The 24,137-nt window shown below is 68.3% G+C and carries 19 protein-coding genes; 9 read left to right on the top strand and 10 right to left on the bottom strand.

The features are described 5' to 3' along the window. Positions 1-406: 406 nt before the first annotated feature. Positions 407-1,186 carry an AraC family transcriptional regulator gene (locus MRS60_RS18760; protein ID WP_034179753.1) on the bottom strand — a complete coding sequence of 260 codons (780 nt, stop codon included), beginning with the start codon at positions 1,184-1,186 and terminating at the stop codon, positions 407-409. 142 nt (positions 1,187-1,328) lie between these two features. Between MRS60_RS18760 and MRS60_RS18755 the strand changes: the two genes are divergently transcribed. Next, positions 1,329-2,108 (top strand): alpha/beta fold hydrolase, encoded by a 780-nt coding sequence (locus MRS60_RS18755; protein ID WP_243566381.1) that lies wholly within the window; start codon positions 1,329-1,331, stop codon positions 2,106-2,108. Positions 2,109-2,143: 35 nt separating this feature from the next. Here the strand turns inward: MRS60_RS18755 and MRS60_RS18750 are convergent, their stop codons facing one another. From MRS60_RS18750 to MRS60_RS18715, 8 genes are all read right to left on the bottom strand, one after another. Then, complete coding sequence (locus tag MRS60_RS18750; protein ID WP_175748532.1) at positions 2,144-2,971, bottom strand: M55 family metallopeptidase; 828 nt, start codon at positions 2,969-2,971, stop codon at positions 2,144-2,146. Continuing rightward, complete coding sequence (locus MRS60_RS18745) at positions 2,968-4,050, bottom strand: P1 family peptidase (RefSeq protein ID WP_131948702.1); 1,083 nt, start codon at positions 4,048-4,050, stop codon at positions 2,968-2,970. The genes MRS60_RS18750 and MRS60_RS18745 overlap by 4 nt, the downstream gene beginning before the upstream one ends. Next, a complete protein-coding gene (gsiD, locus tag MRS60_RS18740; protein ID WP_072436596.1) occupies positions 4,050-4,943 on the bottom strand; it encodes a glutathione ABC transporter permease GsiD in 894 nt (297 codons plus the stop codon). The genes MRS60_RS18745 and gsiD overlap by 1 nt, the downstream gene beginning before the upstream one ends. 7 nt (positions 4,944-4,950) lie before the next feature. Continuing rightward, the gene (gene gsiC / locus MRS60_RS18735) at positions 4,951-5,871 is read right to left on the bottom strand and encodes a glutathione ABC transporter permease GsiC (protein WP_243566380.1); all 921 of its coding nucleotides are present in this window, start codon (positions 5,869-5,871) and stop codon (positions 4,951-4,953) included. 67 nt (positions 5,872-5,938) lie between these two features. Further along, on the bottom strand, positions 5,939-7,501 hold the full coding sequence (gene gsiB / locus MRS60_RS18730) for a glutathione ABC transporter substrate-binding protein GsiB (RefSeq protein ID WP_034179759.1): 1,563 nt from the start codon (positions 7,499-7,501) through the stop codon (positions 5,939-5,941). A 129-nt stretch (positions 7,502-7,630) separates the two neighbouring features. Continuing rightward, the gene (locus tag MRS60_RS18725) at positions 7,631-9,517 is read right to left on the bottom strand and encodes a dipeptide ABC transporter ATP-binding protein (protein ID WP_034179760.1); all 1,887 of its coding nucleotides are present in this window, start codon (positions 9,515-9,517) and stop codon (positions 7,631-7,633) included. A gap of 25 nt (positions 9,518-9,542) precedes the next feature. Next, complete coding sequence (locus MRS60_RS18720; protein WP_204422756.1) at positions 9,543-10,541, bottom strand: isoaspartyl peptidase/L-asparaginase family protein; 999 nt, start codon at positions 10,539-10,541, stop codon at positions 9,543-9,545. Further along, positions 10,538-11,482: a MurR/RpiR family transcriptional regulator gene (locus MRS60_RS18715; protein WP_034179762.1), complete on the bottom strand. Its 945-nt coding sequence runs from the start codon at positions 11,480-11,482 to the stop codon at positions 10,538-10,540. The genes MRS60_RS18720 and MRS60_RS18715 overlap by 4 nt, the downstream gene beginning before the upstream one ends. Before the next feature lie 467 nt (positions 11,483-11,949). Between MRS60_RS18715 and MRS60_RS18710 the strand changes: the two genes are divergently transcribed. From MRS60_RS18710 to MRS60_RS18690, 5 genes are all read left to right on the top strand, one after another. Then, complete coding sequence (locus MRS60_RS18710) at positions 11,950-13,221, top strand: MFS transporter (RefSeq protein WP_243566379.1); 1,272 nt, start codon at positions 11,950-11,952, stop codon at positions 13,219-13,221. 27 nt (positions 13,222-13,248) lie between these two features. Beyond that, the gene (locus tag MRS60_RS18705; protein ID WP_243566378.1) at positions 13,249-15,669 is read left to right on the top strand and encodes a glycoside hydrolase family 31 protein; all 2,421 of its coding nucleotides are present in this window, start codon (positions 13,249-13,251) and stop codon (positions 15,667-15,669) included. A 113-nt stretch (positions 15,670-15,782) separates the two neighbouring features. Then, positions 15,783-16,970: a porin gene (locus MRS60_RS18700; RefSeq protein ID WP_243566377.1), complete on the top strand. Its 1,188-nt coding sequence runs from the start codon at positions 15,783-15,785 to the stop codon at positions 16,968-16,970. A 387-nt stretch (positions 16,971-17,357) separates the two neighbouring features. Beyond that, positions 17,358-19,379: a BCCT family transporter gene (locus MRS60_RS18695; protein WP_243566376.1), complete on the top strand. Its 2,022-nt coding sequence runs from the start codon at positions 17,358-17,360 to the stop codon at positions 19,377-19,379. A 61-nt stretch (positions 19,380-19,440) separates the two neighbouring features. Continuing rightward, positions 19,441-19,752, top strand: a complete 312-nt coding sequence (locus MRS60_RS18690; protein ID WP_243566375.1) for a hypothetical protein — start codon at positions 19,441-19,443, stop codon at positions 19,750-19,752. Positions 19,753-19,848: 96 nt separating this feature from the next. Here the strand turns inward: MRS60_RS18690 and MRS60_RS18685 are convergent, their stop codons facing one another. Further along, complete coding sequence (locus MRS60_RS18685) at positions 19,849-20,697, bottom strand: class I SAM-dependent methyltransferase (RefSeq protein WP_243566374.1); 849 nt, start codon at positions 20,695-20,697, stop codon at positions 19,849-19,851. Between the two features lie 179 nt (positions 20,698-20,876). Here MRS60_RS18685 and MRS60_RS18680 point away from each other — a divergent pair, with 179 nt between their 5' ends. From MRS60_RS18680 to MRS60_RS18670, 3 genes are read left to right on the top strand one after another with little or no spacing between them, the layout of a single operon-like run. Further along, the gene (locus MRS60_RS18680) at positions 20,877-22,340 is read left to right on the top strand and encodes a metallophosphoesterase (protein ID WP_204422751.1); all 1,464 of its coding nucleotides are present in this window, start codon (positions 20,877-20,879) and stop codon (positions 22,338-22,340) included. Positions 22,341-22,387: 47 nt separating this feature from the next. Then, complete coding sequence (locus MRS60_RS18675; RefSeq protein WP_243566854.1) at positions 22,388-23,836, top strand: cytochrome-c peroxidase; 1,449 nt, start codon at positions 22,388-22,390, stop codon at positions 23,834-23,836. Positions 23,837-23,851: 15 nt separating this feature from the next. Then, positions 23,852-24,127 carry a hypothetical protein gene (locus MRS60_RS18670; protein ID WP_034179770.1) on the top strand — a complete coding sequence of 92 codons (276 nt, stop codon included), beginning with the start codon at positions 23,852-23,854 and terminating at the stop codon, positions 24,125-24,127. The last annotated feature ends 10 nt before the right edge of the window (positions 24,128-24,137 follow it).

Below are 24,137 nucleotides of genomic sequence, written 5' to 3'. Positions count from 1 at the left end.
CGATACCGACAGGCATCGCGCCACGCGGCGTTTTTTCTATCCAGTCGCAATCTTTCGATGCTGCGCCGCAGCACACCGGGACACAGTTGCCGATGTCCGTTGCTCCGGCCTTCTGCCCCCACATCAAACGCGCGATTGAAACGCATGCTGCGACAGCACATGAATCGTCGGGCCGACAGGATATCGTTTGCGCGTTATGCGGCGTATTCTTTGGTATCCACAACGAGCCAGCAGGATTAAATCTAAAAGAGAAATAATCTCGCAGGCAATGCGCGACACCAGCCCTGCTGGCCGTGCGCGTTTTTTTTCTGACCGAGTGCCTTTAAACGCGTCTGACCGAATCGGGCAGGCGCGTATTTTTTTGCGGCTGTGACGGACGAACGGGCGTGGCGCCGACTCCTTCCGCCTAGCGCCGAATCTCCAGATACCGGCTTGGCGTGTCGCCCAGAATGCGGCGAAACGCCGACGTGAACGCGCTCGCGCTCGCATACCCGAGATCGAGCGCGACGCGCGTCACCGGCTGCCCGTCGCTCAGGCGGGAAATCGCCGCGAGCATGCACACCTGCTGGCGCCATGCGGCAAAACTCACGCCCGTCTGCGCGCGGAACTGCCGCGTGAACGTGCGCCGGCTCACGCCCGCGTCGGCGGCCACCCGGTCGAGATCGGCCGCGATCGACGGCGACGCGAACAGGTGCCGGCACACCTTCGCGAGCCGTGCGTCGGCCGGCAGCGGCGCATGCAGCGACAGGCGCGGCATCGTCGCGATTTCCGCGATCAGCAGCGCCATCAGCTTGCCCGCGCGGCCGTCTACGTCGTACATGGCCGGCAGGTCGATCGCATCGTCGATCAGCTGCCGCAGCAGCGCGGACACGCCATACACGCCGCACTGCCCGGGCAGGCCGGCCTCCTGCGCGGCGTCGCCGGACACGAACGCGTTGAGCATCGTGACCGGCCCGGTCATCGTCATTTCGTGCCGCACGCCGGCCGGTACCCAGCATGCGCGCTGCGGCGGCACCAGCCAGCGGCCGTGCGGCGTCGACACGCTGATCGTGCCGCGCGACGCGAACGCGAATTGCCCGCGCCCGTGCGCGTGTTCCGGAAACGTCGTGCCCGCCGCATAGTCGTTGGCGGTTACGACCACGCTCCGGGGAATGTGTTCGTAGGGATCTAGCAGCGTATTTCTCACGGCCCGAATTCCATCATCAATGACCCGATATCGAAGGCGGGTCTCCTTCGATCGATCTACGATCCGCTCCACGCTTGCGCGACCTGACGGCCGCAAGACCCGCCGGCCTGATCGGCCGGATTGCAACCTCATCGGAGCGGACATGCCGAATACGTTTCATCGCGTGGGGGACGGCCCTCACCCTGTTCTCGTGCTGCACGGCTGGTTCGGCGACGCCCGCGCGTTCGAACCCGTCGAAGCGTGGCTGTCGCGCGAGCACTTCAGCTATGTGTTCATGGACTACCGCGGCTACGGCCGCATGCGCGACGCACGCGGCGACTACACGATCGACGAGATCGCCGCCGATGCCCTCGCGCTCGCCGACGCGCTCGGCTTCCCGGCCTTCAGCCTCGTCGGCCATTCGATGGGCGGCATGGCGATCGAGAAGATCGCCGCCGTCGCACCCGACCGCGTGCGCGCGCTGGTGCCGATCGCGCCCGTGCCGTGCGGCGGCCTGCCGTTCGACGCCGAGCGGCGCGCGCTATTCGAGCGCGCCGCCGACAATCTTGCCGATCGCAGGACCATCATCGATCGCAGCACGGGCGGCCGGCTACCCGCCGCCTGGGTCGAGTGGAAAGCCGCGTATTCGGCAGCCTGTTCGTCGCCGCACGCGTTCGGCGCGTACTTTCGCGCGTGGGCCAATACGGATTTCAGCGACGGGATCGTGGGCGTCCATCCGGTGAAAGTGCTGATCGGCGAGCACGATCCGGCGTTCGACGCGGCGCTGATGGCGCGAACCTACCTGCGGCGCTATCCGCGCGCCAGCGTCGACGTGCTGCGCAACGCGGGCCACTATCCGATGAACGAGACGCCGCTCGCGCTGGTCGCGGCGATGGAGGCGTTCCTGCTCGCCGCGACGGCACACCCCGCCGCCATCGACTGACCCGCCGCACGCAAGCGGCATCGTTGCGGCACGCATCACCGCAGCATGAACGACATCGCCGACAGGCTGTTCAGCGTGCGCACCACATGCTCGACCGACGGCCCGTCGAAGCGCAGCGTCACCGCATCGACGCGCTCGAGCGACGGCAGCACGCAGAACAGGTCGGCCAGCGCGGCCGTCTGCACGCGCAGCGTGCAAGCGGCCGGCGCGGGCCGATGAGTGCCGGCGCGCAAGCCCGCCGACAGCGCGTGCGCGACCGTTTCGCGCGCGGCGGTCGCGATGCGCGCACACGACGCGGCAGGCGTGAGCGTGTCGCCGCTCGATGCGCCGCCGGCCGTCTTGACCGTCTCGAAACGTGCGTCCGGAAACAGCGGCTGCGTTTCCTCGGCGAACACGTCGTCGCCGGTTGCCAGTACGACGTGCGCGCCATATTCGCGCGCCAGCGCGCCGTACAGCCCGGCTTCGCCGAGCTCGACGCCGTTCAGCCATACCTGCGTGAACGCGAAACTGTTGATCGTGTGCGCAAGCACGCCGCGCGTCTGCGATTTCGCGTGATAGCCGATCATGAACACGAGGTCCGGCTGCTGTTCGAGGCCCGCCATCATCCCGAGCGTGCGCGGCTTGCCGAGCACGACGCGTGAGCGTGCATCGAGCCCGTCGGGCAGCAGGTTGCGATAGCCGCCATGCGAATCGTTGACCCAGACGGCCTGCGCGCCGCCCGCGAACGCGCCTTCGATCGCCGCGTTCGCCTCGGCGGTCATCCAGCGGCGCGCGCGCTCGTATTCCGGATTGCCGGCGCGCGTCTGCTCGGTGGCGAATACGCCGGCGACGCCCTCGATGTCGGTCGAGATCAGGATCTTCATGACTGGGTAAGACGCCCTTCGTTGTGTTCGTTGAACAGATGATCGAGATCGGGCACAGCATCGCGCAGCGATTGCCGCACGTGGCCGTCGCGCCCGGCGACCGTCACGGCCTGCAGCAATGCATCGGCGATCGCATGCTCGACGCTTTCGGCCGCGGCCATGAACAGCGGGTCGAGCGCTGCATCGGCCACGAGGGCCGGCAGCGCGATGGTCGACGCGTCGTGCGCGATCGTGTACGCGGTCGAGAATGCGAGCGCGATGTCGCCGCTGCCATGCCCGTAGACGGAACCCGTGCGGGCCAACCCCGCGGCCGCGCGGCGTGCGAGCCGCGACAACTGCCGCGCGTCGAGGGGCGCATCGGTCGCGAGCAACAGGATGATCGAGCCCTGCTCGGGGGGCGCCGCGTGCGCAGCCCCGGCCGCACGCCGTTGCGCGACGATGCGCCCGAGCGGCACGCCGCCGAGCGTCAGCATCGGCAGCCGGCCGAAATTCGCGAGCACGAGCGCGCCGACCGTATAAGGCCGGCCGGCCGCGACGACGACGCGCGACGCCGAACCGATCCCGCCCTTCAGGTCGAAACACGACATCCCGCGCCCGGCGCCCACCGCGCCGCGTGCGACGTCGCGCGACGCGGCGCGGCATGCGTCGTCGTAATGCGCGGCGGTGACCGCGAACGCCTGGATATCGTTTAGATAACCGTCGTTGCACTCGAACACGAGCGGATTGACGGTCGGCCAGTCGCGGCCGACCTGCGGATTCGCGGCGATCGCCGCGCGGATCTGCGCCTGCGCGACCGCGCCGACGCCGAACGTGTTGGTCAGCGCGATCGGCGTATCGAGCGTGCCGAGCTCGTCGACCTGCACGAGCCCGACGCTCTTGCCGAAACCGTTGATCACGGCCGCGCCGGCCGGCACCTTGCTGCGGTACACGTCGCCCTGATGCGGCTTCACGACGGTCACGCCGGTCTGCACGTTGCCGGCATCGAGCGTGCAATGGCCGACCGTCACGCCCGGCACGTCGGCGATCGTGCCGCGCGGCCCGGCCGGCTGCGTCGCGGCCCACATCGGTGCAGCTGGCATCAGCGGCGCTCCAGCTTCGGATCGAGCGCGTCGCGCAGCCCGTCGCCGAGCAGGTTGAACGCGAGCACGGTCAGGAAGATCGCGAGGCTGGGGAAAATCGCGACGTGCGGCGCCGTCACCATGTCCGCGCGCGCCTCGTTGAGCATCGCGCCCCACTCCGGCGTCGGCGGCTGCGCGCCGAGCCCGAGGAACGACAGGCTCGCGGCCGTGATGATCGACGTGCCGATCCGCATCGTGAAGTAGACGACGACCGACGACACGGTGCCCGGCAGGATGTGCCGCATGATGATCGTCCAGTCCGACGCGCCGATGCTGCGTGCAGCTTCGACGTAGGTCATGTGCTTGAGCATCAGCGTGTTGCCGCGCACGAGCCGGGCGAACGCCGGAATGCTGAAGATTGCGACCGCGCAGATCACGTTGATCATCCCGTTGCCGAGAATCGCGACCACGCCGATCGCGAGCAGGATGCCCGGGAACGCGAACAGCACGTCGGCGATGCGCATCGTGATGCGATCCCACCAGCCTTCGTAGTAGCCGGCGAGCAGCCCGAAGACCGTGCCGATCAGCGCGCCGAGCGCGACCGAGAAGAAGCCGGCCGCGAGCGAGATGCGCGTGCCGGTGACGATCCGGCTGAAGATGTCGCGGCCGAGCGAATCGACGCCGAACCAGTGCACGGCCGACGGCCCCGCGTTCAGTGCGTCGTAGTCGAAGTAGTTCTCCGGATCGAACGGCACGATGTGCGGGCCGACGAATGCCAGCACGACGAGCGCCAGCACGAAGCCGCCCGCGACGAGCGCCACCGTCTGCTTGCGGAACTTGCGCCAGAATTCGCGCCACGGCGTGCGGATCGCGGTCGATGCGGCAGGCGCCGCGGTCTGGACAGTCGCGTTCATACGCGCCTCACTTGAACCGGATGGTCGGGTTGATGACCGCGTACAGCACGTCGACGGTCAGGTTGATCAGAATGAATTCGAGCGAGAACAGCAGCACGATCGCCTGGATCACCGGGTAGTCGCGCATCGTCACCGAATCGACGAGCAGGCGCCCGAGTCCCGGCCAGTTGAACACGGCCTCGACGACGATCGAGCCGCCGAGCAGGAAGCCGAACTGCAGCCCCATCATCGTGACGACCGGGATCATCGCGTTGCGCAGGCAGTGCTTGAGCACGACCATCGGCTCGTGCACGCCCTTCGCGCGCGCGGTGCGCACGAAATCCTCGTTCAGCACCTCGACGAACGACGCGCGCGTGAAGCGTGCCATCACGGCCGCGACCGCGGCGCCGAGCGTCACCGACGGCAGCACGTAGCTCTTCCACGTGCCGTCCGGCACGACCGGCAGCCAGCCGAGCTTCACCGAGAAGATCTCCATCAGCAGCATGCCGAGCGCGAATGCGGGAAACGAGATGCCCGACACCGCGATCGTCATACCGATGCGGTCGGGCCAGCGATTGCGCCACACCGCCGACGCGATCCCGATCGCCATCCCGAACAGCGTCGCCCACGCCATGCTGACGAGCGTCAGCAGCAGCGTCGGCATGAAGCGCTCGCCGATCTCGGTCGATACCGGCCGCTTGCTGCGCGTCGACACGCCGAAGTCGCCGTGCGCGATCTTCACGAAGAAGTTCGCGAACTGGGCTGGCATCGGCTTGTCGAGCCCGAGATCGGCGCGCACGAGCGCGACCGTCGCGTCGTCGGCTTCGGCGCCGGCCGCGAGCCGCGCGGGATCGCCCGGCAGCAGGTGCACGAACAGGAACACCAGCACCGCGACGATCGCGAGCGTGGGCAGCAGGCCGAACAGGCGTTTGATGATGAAATTCAGCATAGGGCACCGAACCAGTGCGGCGCGCCGGCATCCCGCAGCCGGCGCGCCGTGACGCGCGCGAACGCGCTTATTTCAGCGAGATTTCGTCGAAGTTGAACGAACCGTCCGGCATCACGTACATGCCTTGCAGGCGCTTGCTGCGCGCGTAGACGATCTTCTCCTGCACGAGGAAGATCCACGGCGCGTCGGCCCAGATCTGCTTCTGTGCGGTGGCGTAGTACTCGGCCTTCTTCGCGCGGTCGGTGGTCGCCAGCGCCTTCTCCAGCGCGTCGTCGAAGATGCCGTTCTGGTAGTACGCGGTATTGAACAGCTTCGGCGGCTTCGACGCGGACGCGAGCAGCGGCGTCAGCGCCCAGTTCGCCTCGCCGGTCGACGACGACCAGCCGATGTAGAACATCCGCACCGGTGCGCTCGCCGGGTCCTGCGCGCTCTCGACCTTCGCGACGCGCTCGCCCGATTCGAGCGCCTGCACCTGCACCTTCACGCCGACCTGCGCGAGCTGCTGCTGGACGAACTGGATCACCTTCTGCGACGTCGTGTTGTTGTAGCCGGACCAGAGCGTCGATTCGAAGCCGTTCGGATAGCCTGCCTCCTTCAGCAGCGTGCGCGCCTTCGCCGGGTCATACGGCCAGGGGCCGGTCTTCGTCGCATACTCGACACCCGGCGGCACGACGCCCGGCGCCGGCGTCGCGAAGCCCGAGAACGCGACCTTCGCGAGCGCATCCTTGTTGATCGCGTAGTTGAGCGCCTGGCGCACCTTCGGATTGTCGAACGGCTTCTGCAGCGTGTTCAGCGAGATGTAGCGCACGACGATCGACGGCCGCTCGATCACGTCGAGCTTGGGATTGGTCTTCAGGTCCGCGACCTGCTCGTACGGAATCCGGAACGCCAGATCCGCCTGGCCGGCCTTCATCAGCGCCGCACGCGTGTTGTTGTCGATCACGGGCTTCCAGTCGATCATGTCGATCTTCGGATAGCCCTTCTTCCAGTAGCCGGCGTATTTCTTCACCTTCATGTCGTCGGTCTGCTTCCACTCGACGAACTCGAACGGCCCGGTGCCGACCGGATGCAGGCCGATCTCGCGGCCCCATTTCTTCAGCGCCGTCGGCGAGATCATCACCGCGGACGGATGCGCGAGCGTGTTGACGAACGCCGAGAACGGCTCGCGCAGCGTGAACCGCACCGTGTAGGGATCGACGACCTCGGTCTTCTCGATCACGCGGAACAGGTTGTAGCGCTTGAGCTTGTTCGCCGGATCGGTCACGCGGTCGAACACCACCTTCACCGCGTCCGCGTTGAAATCGGTGCCGTCCTGGAACTTCACGCCCTGGCGCAGCTTGACGGTATAGACCTTCGCATCCGGCGACGCCGTATAGCTCGTCGCGAGCACGTTGACGAGCTTCATGTCCTTGTCGAAGCCGAACAATCCCTCGTAGAACGACTTCGCGGCAGCCTGCGACACGGTGTCGTTCGAATCGTACGGGTCCATCGTCGTGAACGTCTCGCCGACCGCGATCACCGCGGTTTGCTGCGCGAATGCGGGCAGCGCGGCCGACAGCGCGAACGCGCTGGCGCCCGCGACGATCAGCGCGCGCGGACGGAACATCGGGAACGAATGCGGCTTGTTCATCTTGTTTGGCTCCTGTGGATGATTCGGTAACGCGTGGTGGAAATCGCGGCGTGACTGCCCCCGCTCGGGAAAAAGACGCCGTTGCCTTGCTCGTGCGCAGCTGCGGTCCATATGCAACCTCCCGCGCGTTCAGTACGCGCCGCCGACGCGATGCGTCGCGACGTAATGATCGGGACCGACCGCGACGAGCGGCGCAACCACCGGCTCGTCGCCGACCGCGCGGATCGGGCTCGGAATTTCGTCCGCCGCGAGCTGGCGCGGCGCATGCCGGCGCGCGGGGTCGGCCACGGGCACCGCGCTCATCAGCTTCTTCGTGTACGGATGCTGCGGCGCTTCGAACACCGCGCGGCGCGGGCCGATCTCGACGATCTGGCCGAGATACATCACCGCGACGCGATGGCTGACGCGCTCGACGACGGCCATGTCGTGCGAGATGAACAGGTATGCAACGCCGAGCTCGCGCTGCAGATCGAGCATCAGGTTGACGATCTGCGCCTGCACCGACACGTCGAGCGCCGACACCGATTCGTCGGCGATCACGACCTTCGGGTTCAGCGCGAGCGCACGTGCGATCGCGATCCGCTGGCGCTGGCCGCCCGAGAATTCGTGCGGATAGCGGCGCGCGGCCTCGGGCGGCAGGCCGACCTTGTCGAGCAGCCAGTCGACGCGCGCCTGCGCTTCGCGGCCGCTCGCGACGCCGTGCACGAGCAGCGGCTCCATGATCGAGAAACCGACCGTGAGGCGCGGATTCAGCGACGCGAACGGATCCTGGAAGATGAACTGGATGTTCCGGCGCAGCGCCTGCAGGTCCGGGCCCTTCAGCGCGCTGATGTCGCGGCCGTCGAATTCGATCGAGCCGCTTTGCGATTCGACGAGGCGCAGCAGCGAACGGCCGGTGGTCGACTTGCCGCAGCCCGACTCGCCGACCAGCGCGAGCGTCTCGCCCGCGCGCAGCTCGAAGCTCACGCGCTCGACCGCATGCACGTACTGCGACACGCGGCCGAACACGCCGCTCTTCACCGGAAAGCGCGTGACGAGATCGCGTACGCGCAGGATCGGCGTCGAAGCCGGGTCGACGGGCGGCTGCACATCGTCGTTCGCCGCAGGCGCGGCGCTGGTGCCGTCCACCTTCAGCAGCGGGAATTTCTCGGGTATGTCGGTGCCCTGCATCGAGCCGAGCCGCGGCACGGCCGCGAGCAGCGCACGCGTGTAGCGATGCGCGGGCGTCGCGAAGATGCGCTCCGATTCGCCCTCCTCGACCTTCTCGCCGCGATACATCACGAGCACGCGGTCGGCCACTTCGGCCACCACGCCCATGTCGTGCGTGATGAAGATCACGCCCATGTTCATCTCGTCCTGCAGCCCGCGAATCAGCTGCAGGATCTGCGCCTGGATCGTCACGTCGAGCGCGGTCGTCGGCTCGTCGGCGATCAGCAGCGCCGGCCGGCACGACAGCGCCATCGCGATCATCACGCGCTGCCGCATCCCGCCCGACAACTGGTGCGGATAACGCACGAACACCCGGCGCGCTTCCGGGATGCGCACGAGATCGAGCAGCCGCAGCGCTTCCGCGCGCGCTTCGGCCGCGCTTTTCGACTGGTGCAGCGCGATCGCCTCGCTGATCTGGTCGCCGACCGTAAACACCGGGTTCAGCGACGTCATCGGCTCCTGAAAGATCATCGCGATGTCCGAGCCGCGGATGCCGCGCATCGTCGCGGCGCTCGCCTGCGCCAGATCCAGCAGCGCACCGCCGCGGCGCCGGAACGCGATCCGGCCGCTCGTGATCGCGCCGCCGCCATGCTCGACGAGCCGCATCAGCGCAAGCGACGTGACCGACTTGCCGGAACCCGATTCGCCGACGATCGCGAGCGTCTCGCCGCGATCGACGTGAAACGACACGTTGCGCACCGCGTCGAACGTCGCGCCTTCGCGGCGGAACGTGACCGACAGGTCGTCCACGGCGACGACGCGCTGCTCGGGCAGCGCCAGGCCGGACGGGTTACGGCTCGAAGTCATGCGTATCTCCTCGTGCGATCCGGAATCAGGCTGCGTCGTCGCGATAGATGCCGACGACAGGCGCTTCGCCCACACGCGCGTAGCCGCGGTACATCCCTTCGGTGTTGAACGGCATCGCGACGTTGCCGTGCGCGTCGACCGCGATGATCCCGCCGCGGCCCGCCAGGCGCGGCAGCTTGTTCATCACGACGTCGTGCGCGGCGTCGGCCAGCGACGCGCCGCGATACGCGATCTGCGCGGCAACGTCGTGCGCGGTCGCGAGCCGGATGAACGTCTCGCCGGTGCCCGTCGACGACACTGCGCAGGTTGCATCGTCCGCATAGCAGCCCGCGCCGATGATCGGCGAATCGCCGACACGCCCCGGCTGCTTGTTCGTGATGCCGCCCGTCGACGTCGCCGCCGCGATGTGGCCGTGCAGGTCGCACGCGACCGCGCCGACCGTGCCGTGCTTGCGGTCCGGATCGAGCGGTTCGGCCGGCTGCGGCTGCGATTGCGATTTGCCGAACGCGAACGTCGCCGCGTCGTGATCGAGCATCATGCCGGCCGCCGCGCGCGCCTTGAGCCACTGCGCGTGACGCGCTTCGGTGTCGAAATAGCCGGGTTCCGCGAGTTCGAGCCCCTGCGCGGCCGCGAACGCATCGGCGCCCGCGCCGGCGAACAGCACGTGTTCGCTCGCCTCCATCACGCGCCGCGCGGCCAGCACGGGATTGCGCACGCGCGTCGCGCAGCAGATCGCGCCGGCGCCGAGCGTCGCGCCGTCCATGACCGCCGCGTCGAGCTCGTGCTTGCCTTCGGCCGTATACACGGCGCCGCGTCCGGCGTTGAACAGCGGGCAGTCCTCGAGCATCCGCACCGCGACGGTGACGGCGTCGAGCGCGCTGCCGCCGTCGGCCAGCACCTGCTGCGCGGCCTGCAGGATCGCGGTCAGTTCGGCGCGGTACCGGCGTTCGGTTTCGGTATCCATCGCATCGCGCAGGATCGTGCCTGCGCCACCGTGAATCGCGACGATCGCGGGAGAAGTCATGATTTTTTCGGACGGGGGGAAGAAGGGTTGGCGGCCGACAGCGCCGCTTGCGGCTGCACGAGCCACGGCAGCAGGAATTCGGTCATCTCGGCGGCGGACTTCGCGGACCGGTGCGTGCGCAGCGCGACCGCGTCGATCAGCGCCTCGATCATCGTGAGCACCGCCGCTTCCGACGTGGCCGCGAAGCGCCGTTCGGCCTTGACGTACAGGTTCAGCGACGCGATCGGCGCAAGCGGCGATTGCGGGCCGTCGGAGATGCCGAGCACGCGCGCGCCGCGCGCCGCCGCGCGGCGGGCCAGCTCGATCGTGTCCTTCACGTAGCGCGGAAACGCGAGCGCGATCACGAGATCGCGCGAGTCGGCCGTATACAGGCGCCGCGCCGCGTGCGACGGGCCGCCGAGCAGCGCGAGCGACTGCACGCTGTCGTGACACACGGACAGCCCGTGCTCCATCAGCCCGGCGAGAAACGCGCTCGACCCCGCGCCGAGGATCAGCACGCGCCGCGCGCCGACGATCGCCTCGACCGCAGCCTCGACATCGGCCGCGTCCAGTTGCGCGCGCGTGTTCTCGATGTTCGCGACGGCCTGGTCGAACACCGCGTCGATCCATGCCGCGCCGCGCACGCCGGACTCCTGCTCCTGCGCCGAGCGCAACCGCTCGACCGGCCCGAGCGTCGCTTCGAAGCCGCGCACGAGTGCCGCGCGCATCGCCGGATAGCCGTCGAAGCCGAGCGCCTTCGCGAAGCGGTTCGCGGTCGCGATCGACGCATTCACGGCCTGTGCGAGTTCGTCGATCCGCATCGTCGCCGCGCGAAACGGATTCGCGAGCACGAATTCGCCCATGCGCCGGTGGATCGGCGTCATCAACGGCATCGCCGACGCGATCCGCTCGGCGATCGCGGGTTCGTCGTGACTGGCGTCGTGCGAAACGAGAGGCGTCATGCGAATGGTTGTTGCAAGGAAGATGAAAATCAATTTACACAATCCGCAACCGAGAAAAAAATAAATTTTCATCAGGGTTGTCACGTCCCGTCCTGCGCCCACGGATCGCCAGGCCATCGCACAGCCCCGCCGCACGGGCTTTGGCACGCAACCGCCATGCGCTTCCACCCACGCCGCTCCCCCTCTCCTCGGGAAAACCCCGAGCACGTTCATTCGAATGCAAATTCACGTTGACCGGATTCGCATTCGAACATAGGATGTTCGAAAATGATCAGTCGTCAGATAACATCTGTATCCAGCGACGACTAAATGTTCGCTCGAACAGCGTCATTTCGATGAAAACCGGTAAAATCGGCGCCCATCAAGATCGGACATCGTACAAATAAGCTGAAAAAGCCTCCCTGACCGGACGGCTTGCATGGATCAGGCAGGTGCCGCATGCCCGCCCTGCCCAACAGGAGACAGCAGTGAAAACAGTCAAGGCGTTGCGCTGGTGGATCATCGTGCTCGTGTGTCTCGGCACGATCCTCAACTACCTCGCACGGAACTCCCTCGCGGTGCTCGCCCCCGAGCTGAAGCAGGTATTCGCGATCTCGACGCAGCAGTATTCGTACATCGTCGGCGCATTCCAGATCGGCTACACGATCATGCAGCCCGTGTGCGGGTTCATCGTCGACCTGATCGGGCTGCGGCTCGGGTTCGCGCTGTTCGCGATGCTGTGGTCGGTGGTCGGCGTCGCGCACGGCTTCGCGTCGGGCTGGCTGTCGCTCGGCATCCTGCGCGGCTTTCTCGGGCTGTTCGAGGCCGCCGCGATTCCGTCGGGGATGAAGGCCGTCGCCGAATGGTTTCCCGATCGCGAGAAATCCGTCGCGGTCGGCTACTTCAACGCGGGCACGTCGCTCGGCGCAGCAATCGCGCCGCCGCTCGTCGTGTTCATCTCGATGCGGTTCGGCTGGCAGTCGGCGTTCATGGTCACCGGCGCGCTCGGCTTCGTGTGGGCCGCGCTCTGGTACACGCAGTACCGGTCGCCGGCCGATCATCCGCGCATCACGTCGCAGGAGCGCGCGCTGATCCGCGACGGCCAGGCCACGATGCCGCCGGTGTCGAAGCGCCGCATCCGCGACGTCGTCACCGCGCGGCGCTTCTGGGCCATCGCGCTGCCGCGCTTTTTCGCCGAACCCGCGTGGCAGACCTTCAGCTTCTGGATTCCGCTGTACCTCGCGACCGAGCGCCACATGCCGCTCACGCAGATCGCGATCTTCGCGTGGATGCCGTTTCTCGCGGCCGACGCCGGCGGCATCGCGGGCGGCTATCTGTCGCCGTATCTCGCCAACCGCTTCAAGCTGCCGCTCGTGTGGTCGCGCGTCGCCGGCGTCGCGCTCGGCGCGGTGCTGATGCTCGGGCCCGCGATGATCGGCCTCGTATCGTCGCCGTACACGGCCATCGCGCTGTTCTGTGTCGGCGGCTTCGCGCACCAGATGATCTCCGCGCTCGTCAACACGCTGTCGGCCGACGTGTTCGATTCCGAGGAAGTCGGCACCGCGAGCGGCTTCGCCGGGATGGCCGCGTGGATCGGCGGACTCGGCTTCTCGCTGCTGGTCGGCGCGCTCGCCGACAAGATCGGCTATGCGCCGCTGTTCGCGTGCCTCGGCCTGTTCGACCTCATCGGCGTTACGCTGCTCGCGGTGTTGATCCGCGGGCAGTCGAAGCAGGAACGCCTGCTCGCACGGCACGCCTGACATTCGCTCTCACCAGGAATCGCATTCATGACTTCGCTTCTTCATCCGCCCGTGTTCCGTATCGCCGCCCGGCACGCGAACCGCCTGCTGCTCGCGTCCGACGCGGGCGCGACCCTCGAGATCTTCGTGCTCGAGGACGACATCGTGCGCGTGCGCGTGCTGCCCGATGCGACGGCACGCAACCCGCGCACGTGGTCGATCGCGCCGGGCCTCGACGACGTGCCGCTCGACGGGCGCGACCGCCTCGACCTGGACGGCTTCGCGCTTCCTTCCTGGAGCCTCGCCGAAGACGACGACGGCCTGCGCATCGAAACCGCGCAGATCCGGCTCGCGGTGCGCTGGCAAGGCGGCCATTGCACGTGGTCGATGCGCGGCGCGGACGGCGCATGGCGCGTCGCACTCGCCGACCGCGCGACGCAGGCGTACAACTTCGGCTGGTGGGACGACCGCGCGTATCACTACGTCGCCCGCGAGCGCGGCGACAAGATGTTCGGCCTCGGCGAACGCGCGGGCGACCTCGACCGCACGGGCGCGCGCTTCGAGATGCGCAACATCGACGCGATGGGCTACAGCGCGAAGCACACCGACCCGCTTTACAAGCACATCCCGTTCTACATCACGTGGTCGCCCGCTGCGTGCCAGGGCTTCGGCCTCTTCTACGACACGCTGTCGGATTGCTCGTTCGACATGGGCCGCGAGCTCGACAACTATCACGGCCCGTACCGCTATTTCGTCGCCGAGCACGGCGATCTCGACTACTACTTCATCGCGTCGCCCGATACGCCGCTCGCGGCCGCGCGGCGCTTCACGTGGCTCACCGGGCGCCCCGCGCGCACGCCGAAATGGGGCCTCGGCTATTCGGGCTCGACGATGAGCTATACCGATGCGCCGGACGCGCAGCAGCAGATGAACCAGTTCGTCGAGCAGTGCGACGCGCACGACATCCTGTGCGACTCGTTCCACCTGTCGTCGGGCTATACGTCGATCGGCGCGAAGCGCTACGTGTTCAACTGGAACCGCGACAAGTTTCCCGACGCGAAGGGTTTCGTGAAGCACTACCGCGACCACGGCATCCGCCTGTGCGCGAACATCAAGCCGTGCCTGCTGCGCGACCATCCGGCGTTCGACGAGGCCGCAAAACGTGGGCTGCTGATCCGCTCCGCGTCCGGCGAGCCTGCGTGGGTGCAGTTCTGGGACGAAGTCGGCGCGTATCTCGACTTCACGCAGCCGGACGCGTACCGCTGGTGGCGCGAGCAGGTCACCTCGGCGCTGCTCGAATACGGGATCGAGTCGACCTGGAACGACAACAACGAATACGAGATCTGGTCACCGGATGCGATCGCGCACGGCTTTGGCCAGCCGTTCCCCGCGCGCGAGGCGAAGGTGCTGCAGACGATGCTGATGATGCGCGCATCGCGCGACGCGCAGCGCGCGCATGCGCCGACGCAGCGGCCGTTCCTGGTGTCGCGCTCCGGCGGCGCCGGCATGCAGCGCTACGTGCAGACCTGGTCCGGCGACAACTACACATCGTGGGAAACGCTGCGCTACAACCTGAAGATGGGCCTCGGGCTCGCGCTGTCGGGCGTGTCGAACATCGGTCACGACATCGGCGGCTTCTCCGGGCCCGCGCCGTCGCCCGAACTCCTGCTGCGCTGGGTGCAGTTCGGCATCTTCATGCCGCGCTTCAGCATCCACTCGTGGAACGACGACGGCACCGTCAACGAACCATGGATGTATCCGGAGATCGCCGCGCAGGTCGCATCGCTGATCAAGCAGCGCTACCGGCTGCTGCCGTACCTCTATCACCTGCTGTGGCTGTCGACGACGCGCTACGAGCCCGTGCTGCGGCCGACCTTCGCCGATTTCCCCGGCGATGCGCGCTGCTACGACGAGTGCGACGACATGATGCTCGGCGACGCGCTGCTGGTCGCGCCGGTCGTCGATCCCGGCTGCACGGAGCGCACGGTCTACCTGCCGTCGGGCGCGCGCTGGACGTGCTGCGCGAGCGCGCAGTCGTTCGACGGCGGCGCAAGCGTCACGCTGCCCGCACCGCTCGATACGCCGGTGATGCTGCTGCGTGAAGGCCGCGTGCTGCCGCTGAACGTCGCGGACCAGCATTTCGGCGCGCGCGGCGACACGCGCGGCTTCCTCGTCGCGCCGCGCATCGAGGACGGCGTCGCGTACGGCGAATGCGTCGAGGACGACGGCGAGACGGAAGCGTGGCGCGACGGCGAATACGGACTGTGGCGGATCGAGACCGGCCGCGAGGCGTCGGGCGCGCTCGGCGTGTCGGTCCGCTGGGACGGCCGACCGGCCCGCCCGGCCGACCGCGTCGAGATCCTTCTGCCTGCATCGCTGCAAGGCCCGCTCGCCGTCCGCGGCGCGCGCGTCGAGCAGGATGTACAGGACGGCGCCTGGCGCCGCATCGTCGTCGCGTTCGATCACTGACCGCGCACGCCGCACCGATCGGGCGGGCCGTTCGCGCGGCCCGCCCCCCGCCACAGAGGAGGCACTTCAGCCTCCCGCCCCGTTGAACTGATGAAGAGATCTGGAGATCGACAATGAAAGCACCCGCCAATCGCTATGCAATCCTGATTTTATCGGCCGCATCGCTCGGCACGACCGCTGCCCGCGCGCAGAGCAGCGTGACGCTGTACGGCGTCGTCGACGATTCGATCGCGTACGTGAACAACCAGCAGGGCCATTCGAACATCTACATGCGCGACGGCAACCTGTATGCGTCGAAGTTCGGGCTGCGCGGCGACGAGGATCTCGGCGGCGGCACGCACGCGATCTTCGACCTGCAGTCCGGCTTCAACCTGAACAACGGGGCGCAGGCCGCCGCCGGCACGATATTCAATCGTCAGGCGTTCGTCGGCCTGCGCAACGCTCGCTACGGCACGCTGACGGCCGGCCGCCAGTACACGCCCTACTTCCTGTTCGTCGGCCCGTACGCGTCGAGCAGCTGGCTGACCGGCGCGACGGGTGCGCATCCGGGCGACATCGACGGCCTCGACACGACGATCCGCGTGAACAATTCGGTTACCTATACGTCGCCGACCTTCGCCGGGCTGAGCGCGAGCGCGATGTACGCATTCGGCGGCATTGCCGGCTCGACCGGCAAGGGCAACACGTTCAGCGCCGCGCTGCGCTATGCGAACGGGCCGGTCGGGATCGCGGCCGGCTACCTGCGCATCAACAGCTCGGGCTCGTCGGCAGGCTTCCTGAATCCGGCCACCGCGTCGTCGGGCAGCTTCGCGGTGTCCGTGCTGAACCAGGGCTACCTGACCGCGAAGGCCGTCGAGCAGGTCGCGGCGGCCGGCAACTACACGCTCGGCGACCTGACGATGGGCATCAACTATTCGAACGTGAAGTACCTGCCCGGCAACGGCTCCGCGTTCACCGACACGGCCGTGTTCAACACCTACGGTGTGCTTGCCGCGTACCGCTTCACGCCGGCGTTCTCGGTGGCCGGCGCATTCGCATACACGTTGGCATCGAAGGCGAACGGCGTCGCGAGCGCGGCCCGCTACCAGCAGTATTCGCTGAAGGAGTCGTACAGCCTGTCGAAGCGCACGACGCTCTATGCGCTGCAGGCGTACACGCATTCGAGCGGGCAGACGCTCGGCGCGCAAGGTGCCGGCCACATCATCGATGCGGCGCCGATCGTCGGCGATTCGCAGCAGCTCACGCCGTCGACGACGCACGGCCAGTTCGTCGGCATGGCCGGGATCGCCGTCACTTTCTGAGCGCCCCCAGACCTGTCGCTTCGCGCCAGGCCCCCCGAGGGGGGTCAAGAAAACTTGGGGCGGCCCGGCGTTTTCTTGAGAACCCGCACCGCAGCGCCTTCAGTGCGCTGCCCGCACCCCGGACGATGCGCATTGCACGCGCCATCCGGGCGCCCGAGGCCCGGCGTCCACCGGGCTTTCCACGTCCCGTCCGCCCGCCACGCAAACCGCGCGGGTGTTCTCGATCGCCGCAATACCTTACAATCCGTCAGGTTTTTCCCTTCTGCATGCTCCTTCTTGCAGTCCTGACACCGCGGTACACTCGACGCACGCCGTAGCAGGGTCCGCCGCGCAATGTGCGCGCCGGACGGCGTCGCGCCTCGTTGCGCCCACAACTGGATGCCCGACATGCCAGATTCCCGTCCCTCCCCGCGCACGACATTCAAGCCGCAGGTCGTCCTGCCCGCGCTCGCGGTCATCGGTGCACTGCTGGCCGTCTGTGCGCTGCTCCCGAGCGAAGCCGGCACGCTGTTCTCCGCCGGCCAGCAATGGGTCGTCATGCGCTTCGACTGGTTCTACGTCCTGGCCGTCACCACGTTCCTCGTGTTTCTCGTGCTGATCGCCGCGAGCGATTTCGGCAACATCCGGCTCGGCCCCGACGACGCCGAACCCGAGTTCAGCTTCGTATCGTGGACGGCCATGCTGTTCGCGGCAGGCATGGGCATCGGCCTCATGTACTTCGGCGTCGGCGAGCCGATGCAGCACTTCCTGAAGCCGCCGACCGTCGACCCCGGCACGCCTGCCGCCGCACGCGAGGCGATGCTGATGACCTTCTTCCACTGGGGCTTCCATGCGTGGGCGATCTACGGGCTGATGGGGCTCGTGCTCGCGTACTTCGGCTTTCGCTACAACCTGCCGCTGACGCTGCGCTCGGGGCTGTATCCGGTGCTGCGCGAGCGCATCAACGGCTGGATCGGCCACACGGTCGACGCGTTCGCGCTGGTCGGCACGGTCGCCGGCATCGCGACCACGCTCGGCTATGGCGTGATGCAGATGAGCGCGGGCCTGCATACGGTCGTCGGCTGGGAGACCGGCAGCAATCTGTTTCGCATCGGGCTCGTCGCGATCGTGGTGCTGCTCGCGGGCCTGTCGGCCGCCAGCGGCCTCGACAAGGGCGTGCGCCGGCTGTCCGAGCTGAACCTGCTGCTCGCGTTCCTGCTGCTCGCGTTCGTGGTCGTCGCGGGCCCGACGGCCTTCCTGTTCCGCGCGCTCGGCGACAACATCGGCCAGTACCTGTCGAATCTCGTCGACCTGTCGTTTCGCACCTATGCGTATGCGTCGCCGCGCGAGGAAGGCTGGTTCGGCGGCTGGACGATCCTCTACTGGGCGTGGTGGATCTCGTGGTCGCCGTTCGTCGGCATGTTCATCGCGCGCATCTCGCGCGGCCGCACGATCCGCCAGTTCGTGATCGGCGTGCTGCTCGTGCCGACCGCGTTCAACCTCGTGTGGATGACCGTGTTCGGCAACAGCGCGATCTGGCTCGACACGCACGGCGCGGCCGGCGCGCTCGCGCAAACGGCCACCAACGTCGATGCGCTGCTGTTCCGCTTCTTCGATTTCCTGCCGTTGTCGCAACTGCTGTCGATCGCCGCGATCGTGCTGATCGCGGTGTTCTTCGTCACGTCCGCGGATTCGGGCGCGTTCGTGATCGACCAGATCGCGACGCGCGGCAACGCGCATTCGCCCGTCTGGCAACGGCTGTTCTGGGCCGTGCTGCTCGGCGTGACGGCCGCGGTGCTGCTGGTCGCCGGCGGGCTCGGCGCATTGCAGGCGATGACGCTGATCGCCGCGCTGCCGGTCGCCATCATCATGCTCGCGCTCTGCTACGGGCTGTGGCGCGGGCTCGCGGCCGACCGCGCGCACTATTCGCAGGAGATCGCGCCTGCGGCGAGCTACTGGACCGGCCAGCACTGGCGCCACCGCCTGACGCACATCCTGCGGCAGACGACCGAGGCCGAGGCGCGCCAGTTCGTCGCCGAGACGGTCGAGCCCGCGCTGCGCAAGGTCGCCGATGAACTGCGCGCGAGCGGCGTCGATGCGCACGTGCAGCGCGACAGCGACGACGCCGTGCGGCTCACCGTGCCGACCGCCGAGCATCGCGATTTCGTGTACGGCGTGCGCGTGACGGTGAAATCCGCGGCCGCGTTCCTGGTGCGCGAGGCAGCCGAGCCGGAAGCAGCGCGCGCGCACGTGTATGGGATCGTCACGTTCTTCGAGGACGGGCGGCTCGGCTACGACGTCGAATACCTGCGCGGCGACGAAGTGATCGCCGACGTGCTGCGCCAGTACGAACGCTACGTGTCGCTCGCGGCCGACAAGCGTACGCATCTGCTGAGCCGCGCACCGGGGCACGCGACGGAGGCCGAATGAGCGCGCACGCCGCCGCCCTTGCTGCGCCGCGCCGGTCCGCCACGTCCGACCGAGCCGCACGATGAACGGGCTTCTGCAAAGCCGCGCCGCCGACCTTGTCGCGCTCGGCACGCTCGCCGTGCTTTATCTCGGCGGAACCGGCATCGCGCTGTGGCGGATTCGGGCCGCGGCGCCGCGCGGCAAGGCCTACTGGATCGTCTGCATGGCGCTGCTGGCCGGCGGCGCCATCGCGATGGGCGGCAACCTGTCGCCCGTGCCGAACAGCGGTGAAATGCCGCCGGGTTTCGCGCTCGGCGTCGAAGCCGTCCTGCTCGGCCTCGCGCTGGTTGCCGGAGGTTGCGCGTGGCTGATGCTGCGCGCGAGGAAACGCTGACGCGTACATGTCGCGCGGCGCTGTTGCGTCGTGCGCGAACAGCAATGCGCAGGCCGGCAGGCGGCCCTTTCCTGATCCGCCTTTTATCGCAACGCGTTACGCGGACGGCGCGCGCGCCGTCACGAGCCAGCAGGCCGCGTCGAAACACACCTCCGTGCCGTGCACGTAACGCTCGAACGCGACACGCACCTTCTCGACCTCGCTCCGCCGCGTCGCCTCGTCCGTCTCCAGCAGCGCGAGCCCGACCGGGCCCAGCCGCGCGATGTAGTCGTCCAGCGCGGGCTCGGGCAACACGCACGCCCTGTCGACCGGCTCGATCGCAATATCGGCCCAGCCGCTGTCCGACAGCACCGACGCGATCCGCTGCCGGTCGCCGAACGCGAACTGCCCCGGCGCGCCGGGCCGGCGCGCGGGCAGGTTCGGCAGCAACGGCGCGGCGGCCCGCTCGGCCGTCGTCATGAACGGGTTGTCGGCCGCGCTGCGCCACGCGACGAACCGCATCTGCGCGTCGGACCGCGCCGCGTGCCGCAGATTCGCGAACGCCCGGACCGGGTCGTCGAAAAACATCACGCCGAGGCGCGACACGATCAGGTCGACGCTCGCGGGCTCGAACGCATGAGTCTGCACGTCCGCGCACACGAAGCGGGCATGAATGCCGCTGCGTTCGGCGCGCGCCTGCGCGGCATCGATCATCCGGGCCGAGATGTCGATGCCCGTGCATTGCGTGTCCGTGCCGAGCCGGCGCGCGATCGCAAGCGTGACCGCGCCCGTGCCGCAGCCGACGTCGAGCACGCTGCGCGCTGACGACGCGGCCGCCGCATCGGCGAGCAGCGCCTCGAACGGCTCGAACATCCGGTCGAGCAGCGCCTGCGCATCGACCCATGCACGCCCCGACGGGCCGTTCCACAGCGCGGATTGTTCGTCGTTGGGCCGGTTGGTTTCCATCGTCGATTCCCCTTTTGGTTCGTTGATCATAAAGCGCACTGTGCTGCTTCAAGCCGGCTTGAGGTCAAGGCCTCGGCCGCGAATCCCGGCGCGTAGGCGAGCACCCTGCCGCGCCCCGGTTTTTCACATTTCTTACATTCGTGCTGCGTATCGTTGACGACTTTCCTACGGTGCCTCCCATGCGACGACTCCTCCCGCGCGCACTGCTCGCGCGCTGCGCCCCCCTTGTTGCCCTCGCCGCGCTGTCCGCGTGCTCGAACCACATCGATTCGCCGGCCGACCCGGCCAGTGCGTCGGTCAACGTCCAGGCCGCATGGGTCGAGATCGGCGACGCGAACCAGGCGATCGCGCGCGTCATCACGAACTACACCCCCGCGTCGGCCGGCGATCCGCTGTGTCCGCAACTGACCGTCGACGGCAAGCTGTCGCGCATGACGCTGCGCGCCGGCGCCGCGACCCCGGCCCAGCGGCCGACCGCCAGCGACCCGGCCGATTCGAAGCCGTCGAGCTTCCCGGTCTCCGTCTGCGAAACGACGTTGCCGGCCGATGCGCAGGCGGCGAGCGTCGCGGGCCGCACGCTGCCGCTGCCGAAAGCGCAGCCGCAGCGCATCGCGATCATCGCCGACACCGGCTGCCGGATGAAGAAGGCCGACAACGCATGGCAGGCGTGCAACGACGCGACGGTCTGGCCGTTCGACACGATCGCGGCCAGCGTCGCGAAGCTGTCGCCCGACCTGGTGCTGCACGTCGGCGACTACCACTATCGCGAGAACGCATGCCCGCCGGATATCGCCGGCTGCAAGGACAGCCCGTGGGGCTATGGCTGGGATACGTGGCAGGCCGACCTGTTCCGCCCGGCGGCACCGCTGCTCGCGAAGGCGCCGTGGGTCGTCGTGCGCGGCAACCATGAGGAATGCGCGCGCGCAGGCCAGGGCTGGTACCGCTTCCTCGATCCGCGCCCGTATTCGGCCGCCCGCTCGTGCGACGATCCGGCCAACGACACCAACGCGAACTATTCGGAACCCTATGCGGTGTCGCTCGGCGGCGGCTCGCAGGTGATCGTGTTCGACACCGCGAAGGTCGGCCGCACGCCGCTCAAGACGACCGACGCACAATTCGGCATCTACCAGAAGCAGTTCCAGACGGTGGCCGCGCTCGCGTCGAAGGCCGGCATGACGACGACGATCTTCACGAACCATCATCCGATCCTCGCGTTCGCGCCGATCGCCGGCAGCACGCCCGCACCGGGCAACCTCGCGCTGCAGTCGGTGATGGCGAGCCTCAACGCGCAGGCGTACTACCCGCCGGGCGTACACGTCGCGCTGCACGGTCACGTGCACGACTTCCAGGCGATCAACTTCTCGTCCGGGCACCCGGCGACGATCGTGTCCGGCAACGGCGGTGACAACCTCGACGTTGCACTGCCCGACCCGTTCCCGGCCGGCCTGACGCCGGCACCGGGCGCCGTGATCGAGCGGCTGTCGCACAACAACAGCTTCGGCTTCCTGATCATGGAACGCCGTGCGGCACCCGCGACAGGCTGGGTGTTCCGTGCGTATTCGGCGGCGGGCAAGCTGCTCGCGTCGTGCAACCAGTCGGGCACGACGCTCGCCTGCGACAAGACGGGGTTCATTGCGCCGTGAGTGAAGAGGTTCGATGTGACGGCCGCGTTGCGCGCGGCCGGCAAACGCTGCATACGCTTGCCGCGACCGTGCTCGCCGGCCTGGCGCTGGCGGCGCACGCAGCGCACGCCGCGCCGTCCGCAACGGTCCTGCTCCCCGGCGCGCCGCCGTCGCGCGTCGTCGACACGATCGGCAACGGCACGCCGCAGGTGACGGGCAAGATCGACGCGGCCACCGCGCGCTTCGCGCCCGATCCGACGCTCGTCGCGCTCGGCCGCCGGATCTTCTTCGACCCGCGGCTGTCCGAGCCGCGCGGCATGTCGTGCGCGGGCTGCCACGATCCGGGCCGTGCGTTCGCGCCGACGCTGTCGGCGGCTTCGCTCGCGGGGCCCGGCGTGCCGGAAGGCAGCCGGCCCGGGCGCTTCAGCCGGCGCAATGCGCCGTCGCTGCTTTATGTGCGCTACGTGCCGCGCCGCCACTTCTACCAGGACGACGATGCGCCCGCGCCGTCGCCGTTCGGCGGACTGTTCAGCGATGGCCGCGCGGATACGCTCGCCGAGCAGATCCGCGGGCCGCTGTTCGATCCGAACGAGATGAACAACCGGTCGCCGGCCGCGCTGCTGCGCAAGGTCAATGCGACCGAACTCGCGCCCGATCTCGCCGCGCGCTTCGGCACGCCGGTGCGGCGCGATCCCGAGCAACTCGTGCGCGCGCTGGGTTCGGCCGTGGAGGCCTATCTGCAGAGCGACGAGATGGCGCCGTTCACGTCGCGCTTCGACGCGTTCCTGCGCACCCGCAAACCGCTCGCACCGGCCGAGATGCGCGGCCTCGCGCTGTTCCGGAATCCGGACAAGGGCAACTGCATGACCTGCCATACGCTGTCGGACACGTCGAGCCGCCCGGAGCGCTCGCTGTTCACCGATTTCGGTTATGACGCGATCGCCGTGCCGCGCAACCGCGCGCTGCCTGCGAACCGCGATCCGAGCCATTTCGACAACGGGCTGTGCGACACCGCACGGCGGCTGCGCTGGCCCGAGCCAACGCAATGGTGCGGCTACCTGCGTACGCCGGGGCTGCGCAACGTCGCGATCAAGCAGACCTTCATGCACAACGGCGTGTTCACGACGCTGCGCGACGCGGTCGCGTTCTACAACACGCGCTCGACCGACCCCGGCTTCTGGTATCACGGCGCCACGACGTTCGACGACGTGCCGGCCGCCTATCGCGGCAACATCAACGTCAACTCGACGCCGATGAACCGCCGGCCCGGCACGCCGCCCGCGCTGACCGACGCGGAAATCGACGACATCGTCGCGTTCCTCGGCACGCTGACCGACGCGCGCTATACGGGCATCGCCGCGGCTGCTCCCCTGCCGCTCCCGCTGCCAGGATTTCCAGATCGCCGGACCGCCGAACCACCGCGCCGGCGCGCTGACCCTGGCCGAACGGCCAGTCGCAAGCGCACCCGCTTGCGGCCGCCGCAAACACTGGTTATATTTACAGTACTGTATTTATGAACAGTGAGGTGCGCGATGGAACATCTGGTCCGTATCGTCAACGACACCGATCGCCAAGTGCTGGCGTGGCTTCGCGCCCAGGTCGGCGACGCCCGCGTCGAGCGCGCGGCGCGCCAGCTCGGGCATACCCGCAAGCCGTTTCCGTCGGCCGTCTGCCGGTATCTGGGCATGAGCGCGCCGGCCACGCTGCGCCAAGCCGAACGGCCGCGCGTCGCACGCGATTTCTCGGTCGGCGATCGTTACCTGTCGTTGATCCGCCAGCACCTCGCTTCGCACTCGGCAGGCCGCTGACATGACGTCC

Origin of the sequence: Burkholderia pyrrocinia (assembly GCF_022809715.1) — a bacterium.
In the GTDB taxonomy this organism is placed as follows: Bacteria; Pseudomonadota; Gammaproteobacteria; order Burkholderiales; family Burkholderiaceae; genus Burkholderia; species Burkholderia pyrrocinia_C.
The sequence above is the reverse complement of the archived record's forward strand: the minus strand, read 5'-3'. Positions and strand labels throughout refer to the sequence as shown.

Bases quoted from the DNA above. Each gene is read 5' to 3' on its own strand.
- gsiC (WP_243566380.1), bottom strand. From the start codon at position 5,871: ATGCTGAATTTCATCATCAAACGCCTGTTCGGCCTGCTGCCCACGCTC.
- MRS60_RS18725 (WP_034179760.1), bottom strand. From the start codon at position 9,517: ATGACTTCGAGCCGTAACCCGTCCGGCCTGGCGCTGCCCGAGCAGCGC.
- MRS60_RS18755 (WP_243566381.1), top strand. From the start codon at position 1,329: ATGCCGAATACGTTTCATCGCGTGGGGGACGGCCCTCACCCTGTTCTC.
- MRS60_RS18700 (WP_243566377.1), top strand. From the start codon at position 15,783: ATGAAAGCACCCGCCAATCGCTATGCAATCCTGATTTTATCGGCCGCA.
- MRS60_RS18670 (WP_034179770.1), top strand. From the start codon at position 23,852: ATGGAACATCTGGTCCGTATCGTCAACGACACCGATCGCCAAGTGCTG.
- MRS60_RS18720 (WP_204422756.1), bottom strand. From the start codon at position 10,541: ATGACTTCTCCCGCGATCGTCGCGATTCACGGTGGCGCAGGCACGATC.
- MRS60_RS18745 (WP_131948702.1), bottom strand. From the start codon at position 4,050: ATGCCAGCTGCACCGATGTGGGCCGCGACGCAGCCGGCCGGGCCGCGC.
- MRS60_RS18750 (WP_175748532.1), bottom strand. From the start codon at position 2,971: ATGAAGATCCTGATCTCGACCGACATCGAGGGCGTCGCCGGCGTATTC.
- gsiB (WP_034179759.1), bottom strand. From the start codon at position 7,501: ATGAACAAGCCGCATTCGTTCCCGATGTTCCGTCCGCGCGCGCTGATC.
- MRS60_RS18715 (WP_034179762.1), bottom strand. From the start codon at position 11,482: ATGACGCCTCTCGTTTCGCACGACGCCAGTCACGACGAACCCGCGATC.
- MRS60_RS18705 (WP_243566378.1), top strand. From the start codon at position 13,249: ATGACTTCGCTTCTTCATCCGCCCGTGTTCCGTATCGCCGCCCGGCAC.
- MRS60_RS18695 (WP_243566376.1), top strand. From the start codon at position 17,358: ATGCCAGATTCCCGTCCCTCCCCGCGCACGACATTCAAGCCGCAGGTC.
- gsiD (WP_072436596.1), bottom strand. From the start codon at position 4,943: ATGAACGCGACTGTCCAGACCGCGGCGCCTGCCGCATCGACCGCGATC.
- MRS60_RS18690 (WP_243566375.1), top strand. From the start codon at position 19,441: ATGAACGGGCTTCTGCAAAGCCGCGCCGCCGACCTTGTCGCGCTCGGC.
- MRS60_RS18685 (WP_243566374.1), bottom strand. From the start codon at position 20,697: ATGGAAACCAACCGGCCCAACGACGAACAATCCGCGCTGTGGAACGGC.
- MRS60_RS18680 (WP_204422751.1), top strand. From the start codon at position 20,877: ATGCGACGACTCCTCCCGCGCGCACTGCTCGCGCGCTGCGCCCCCCTT.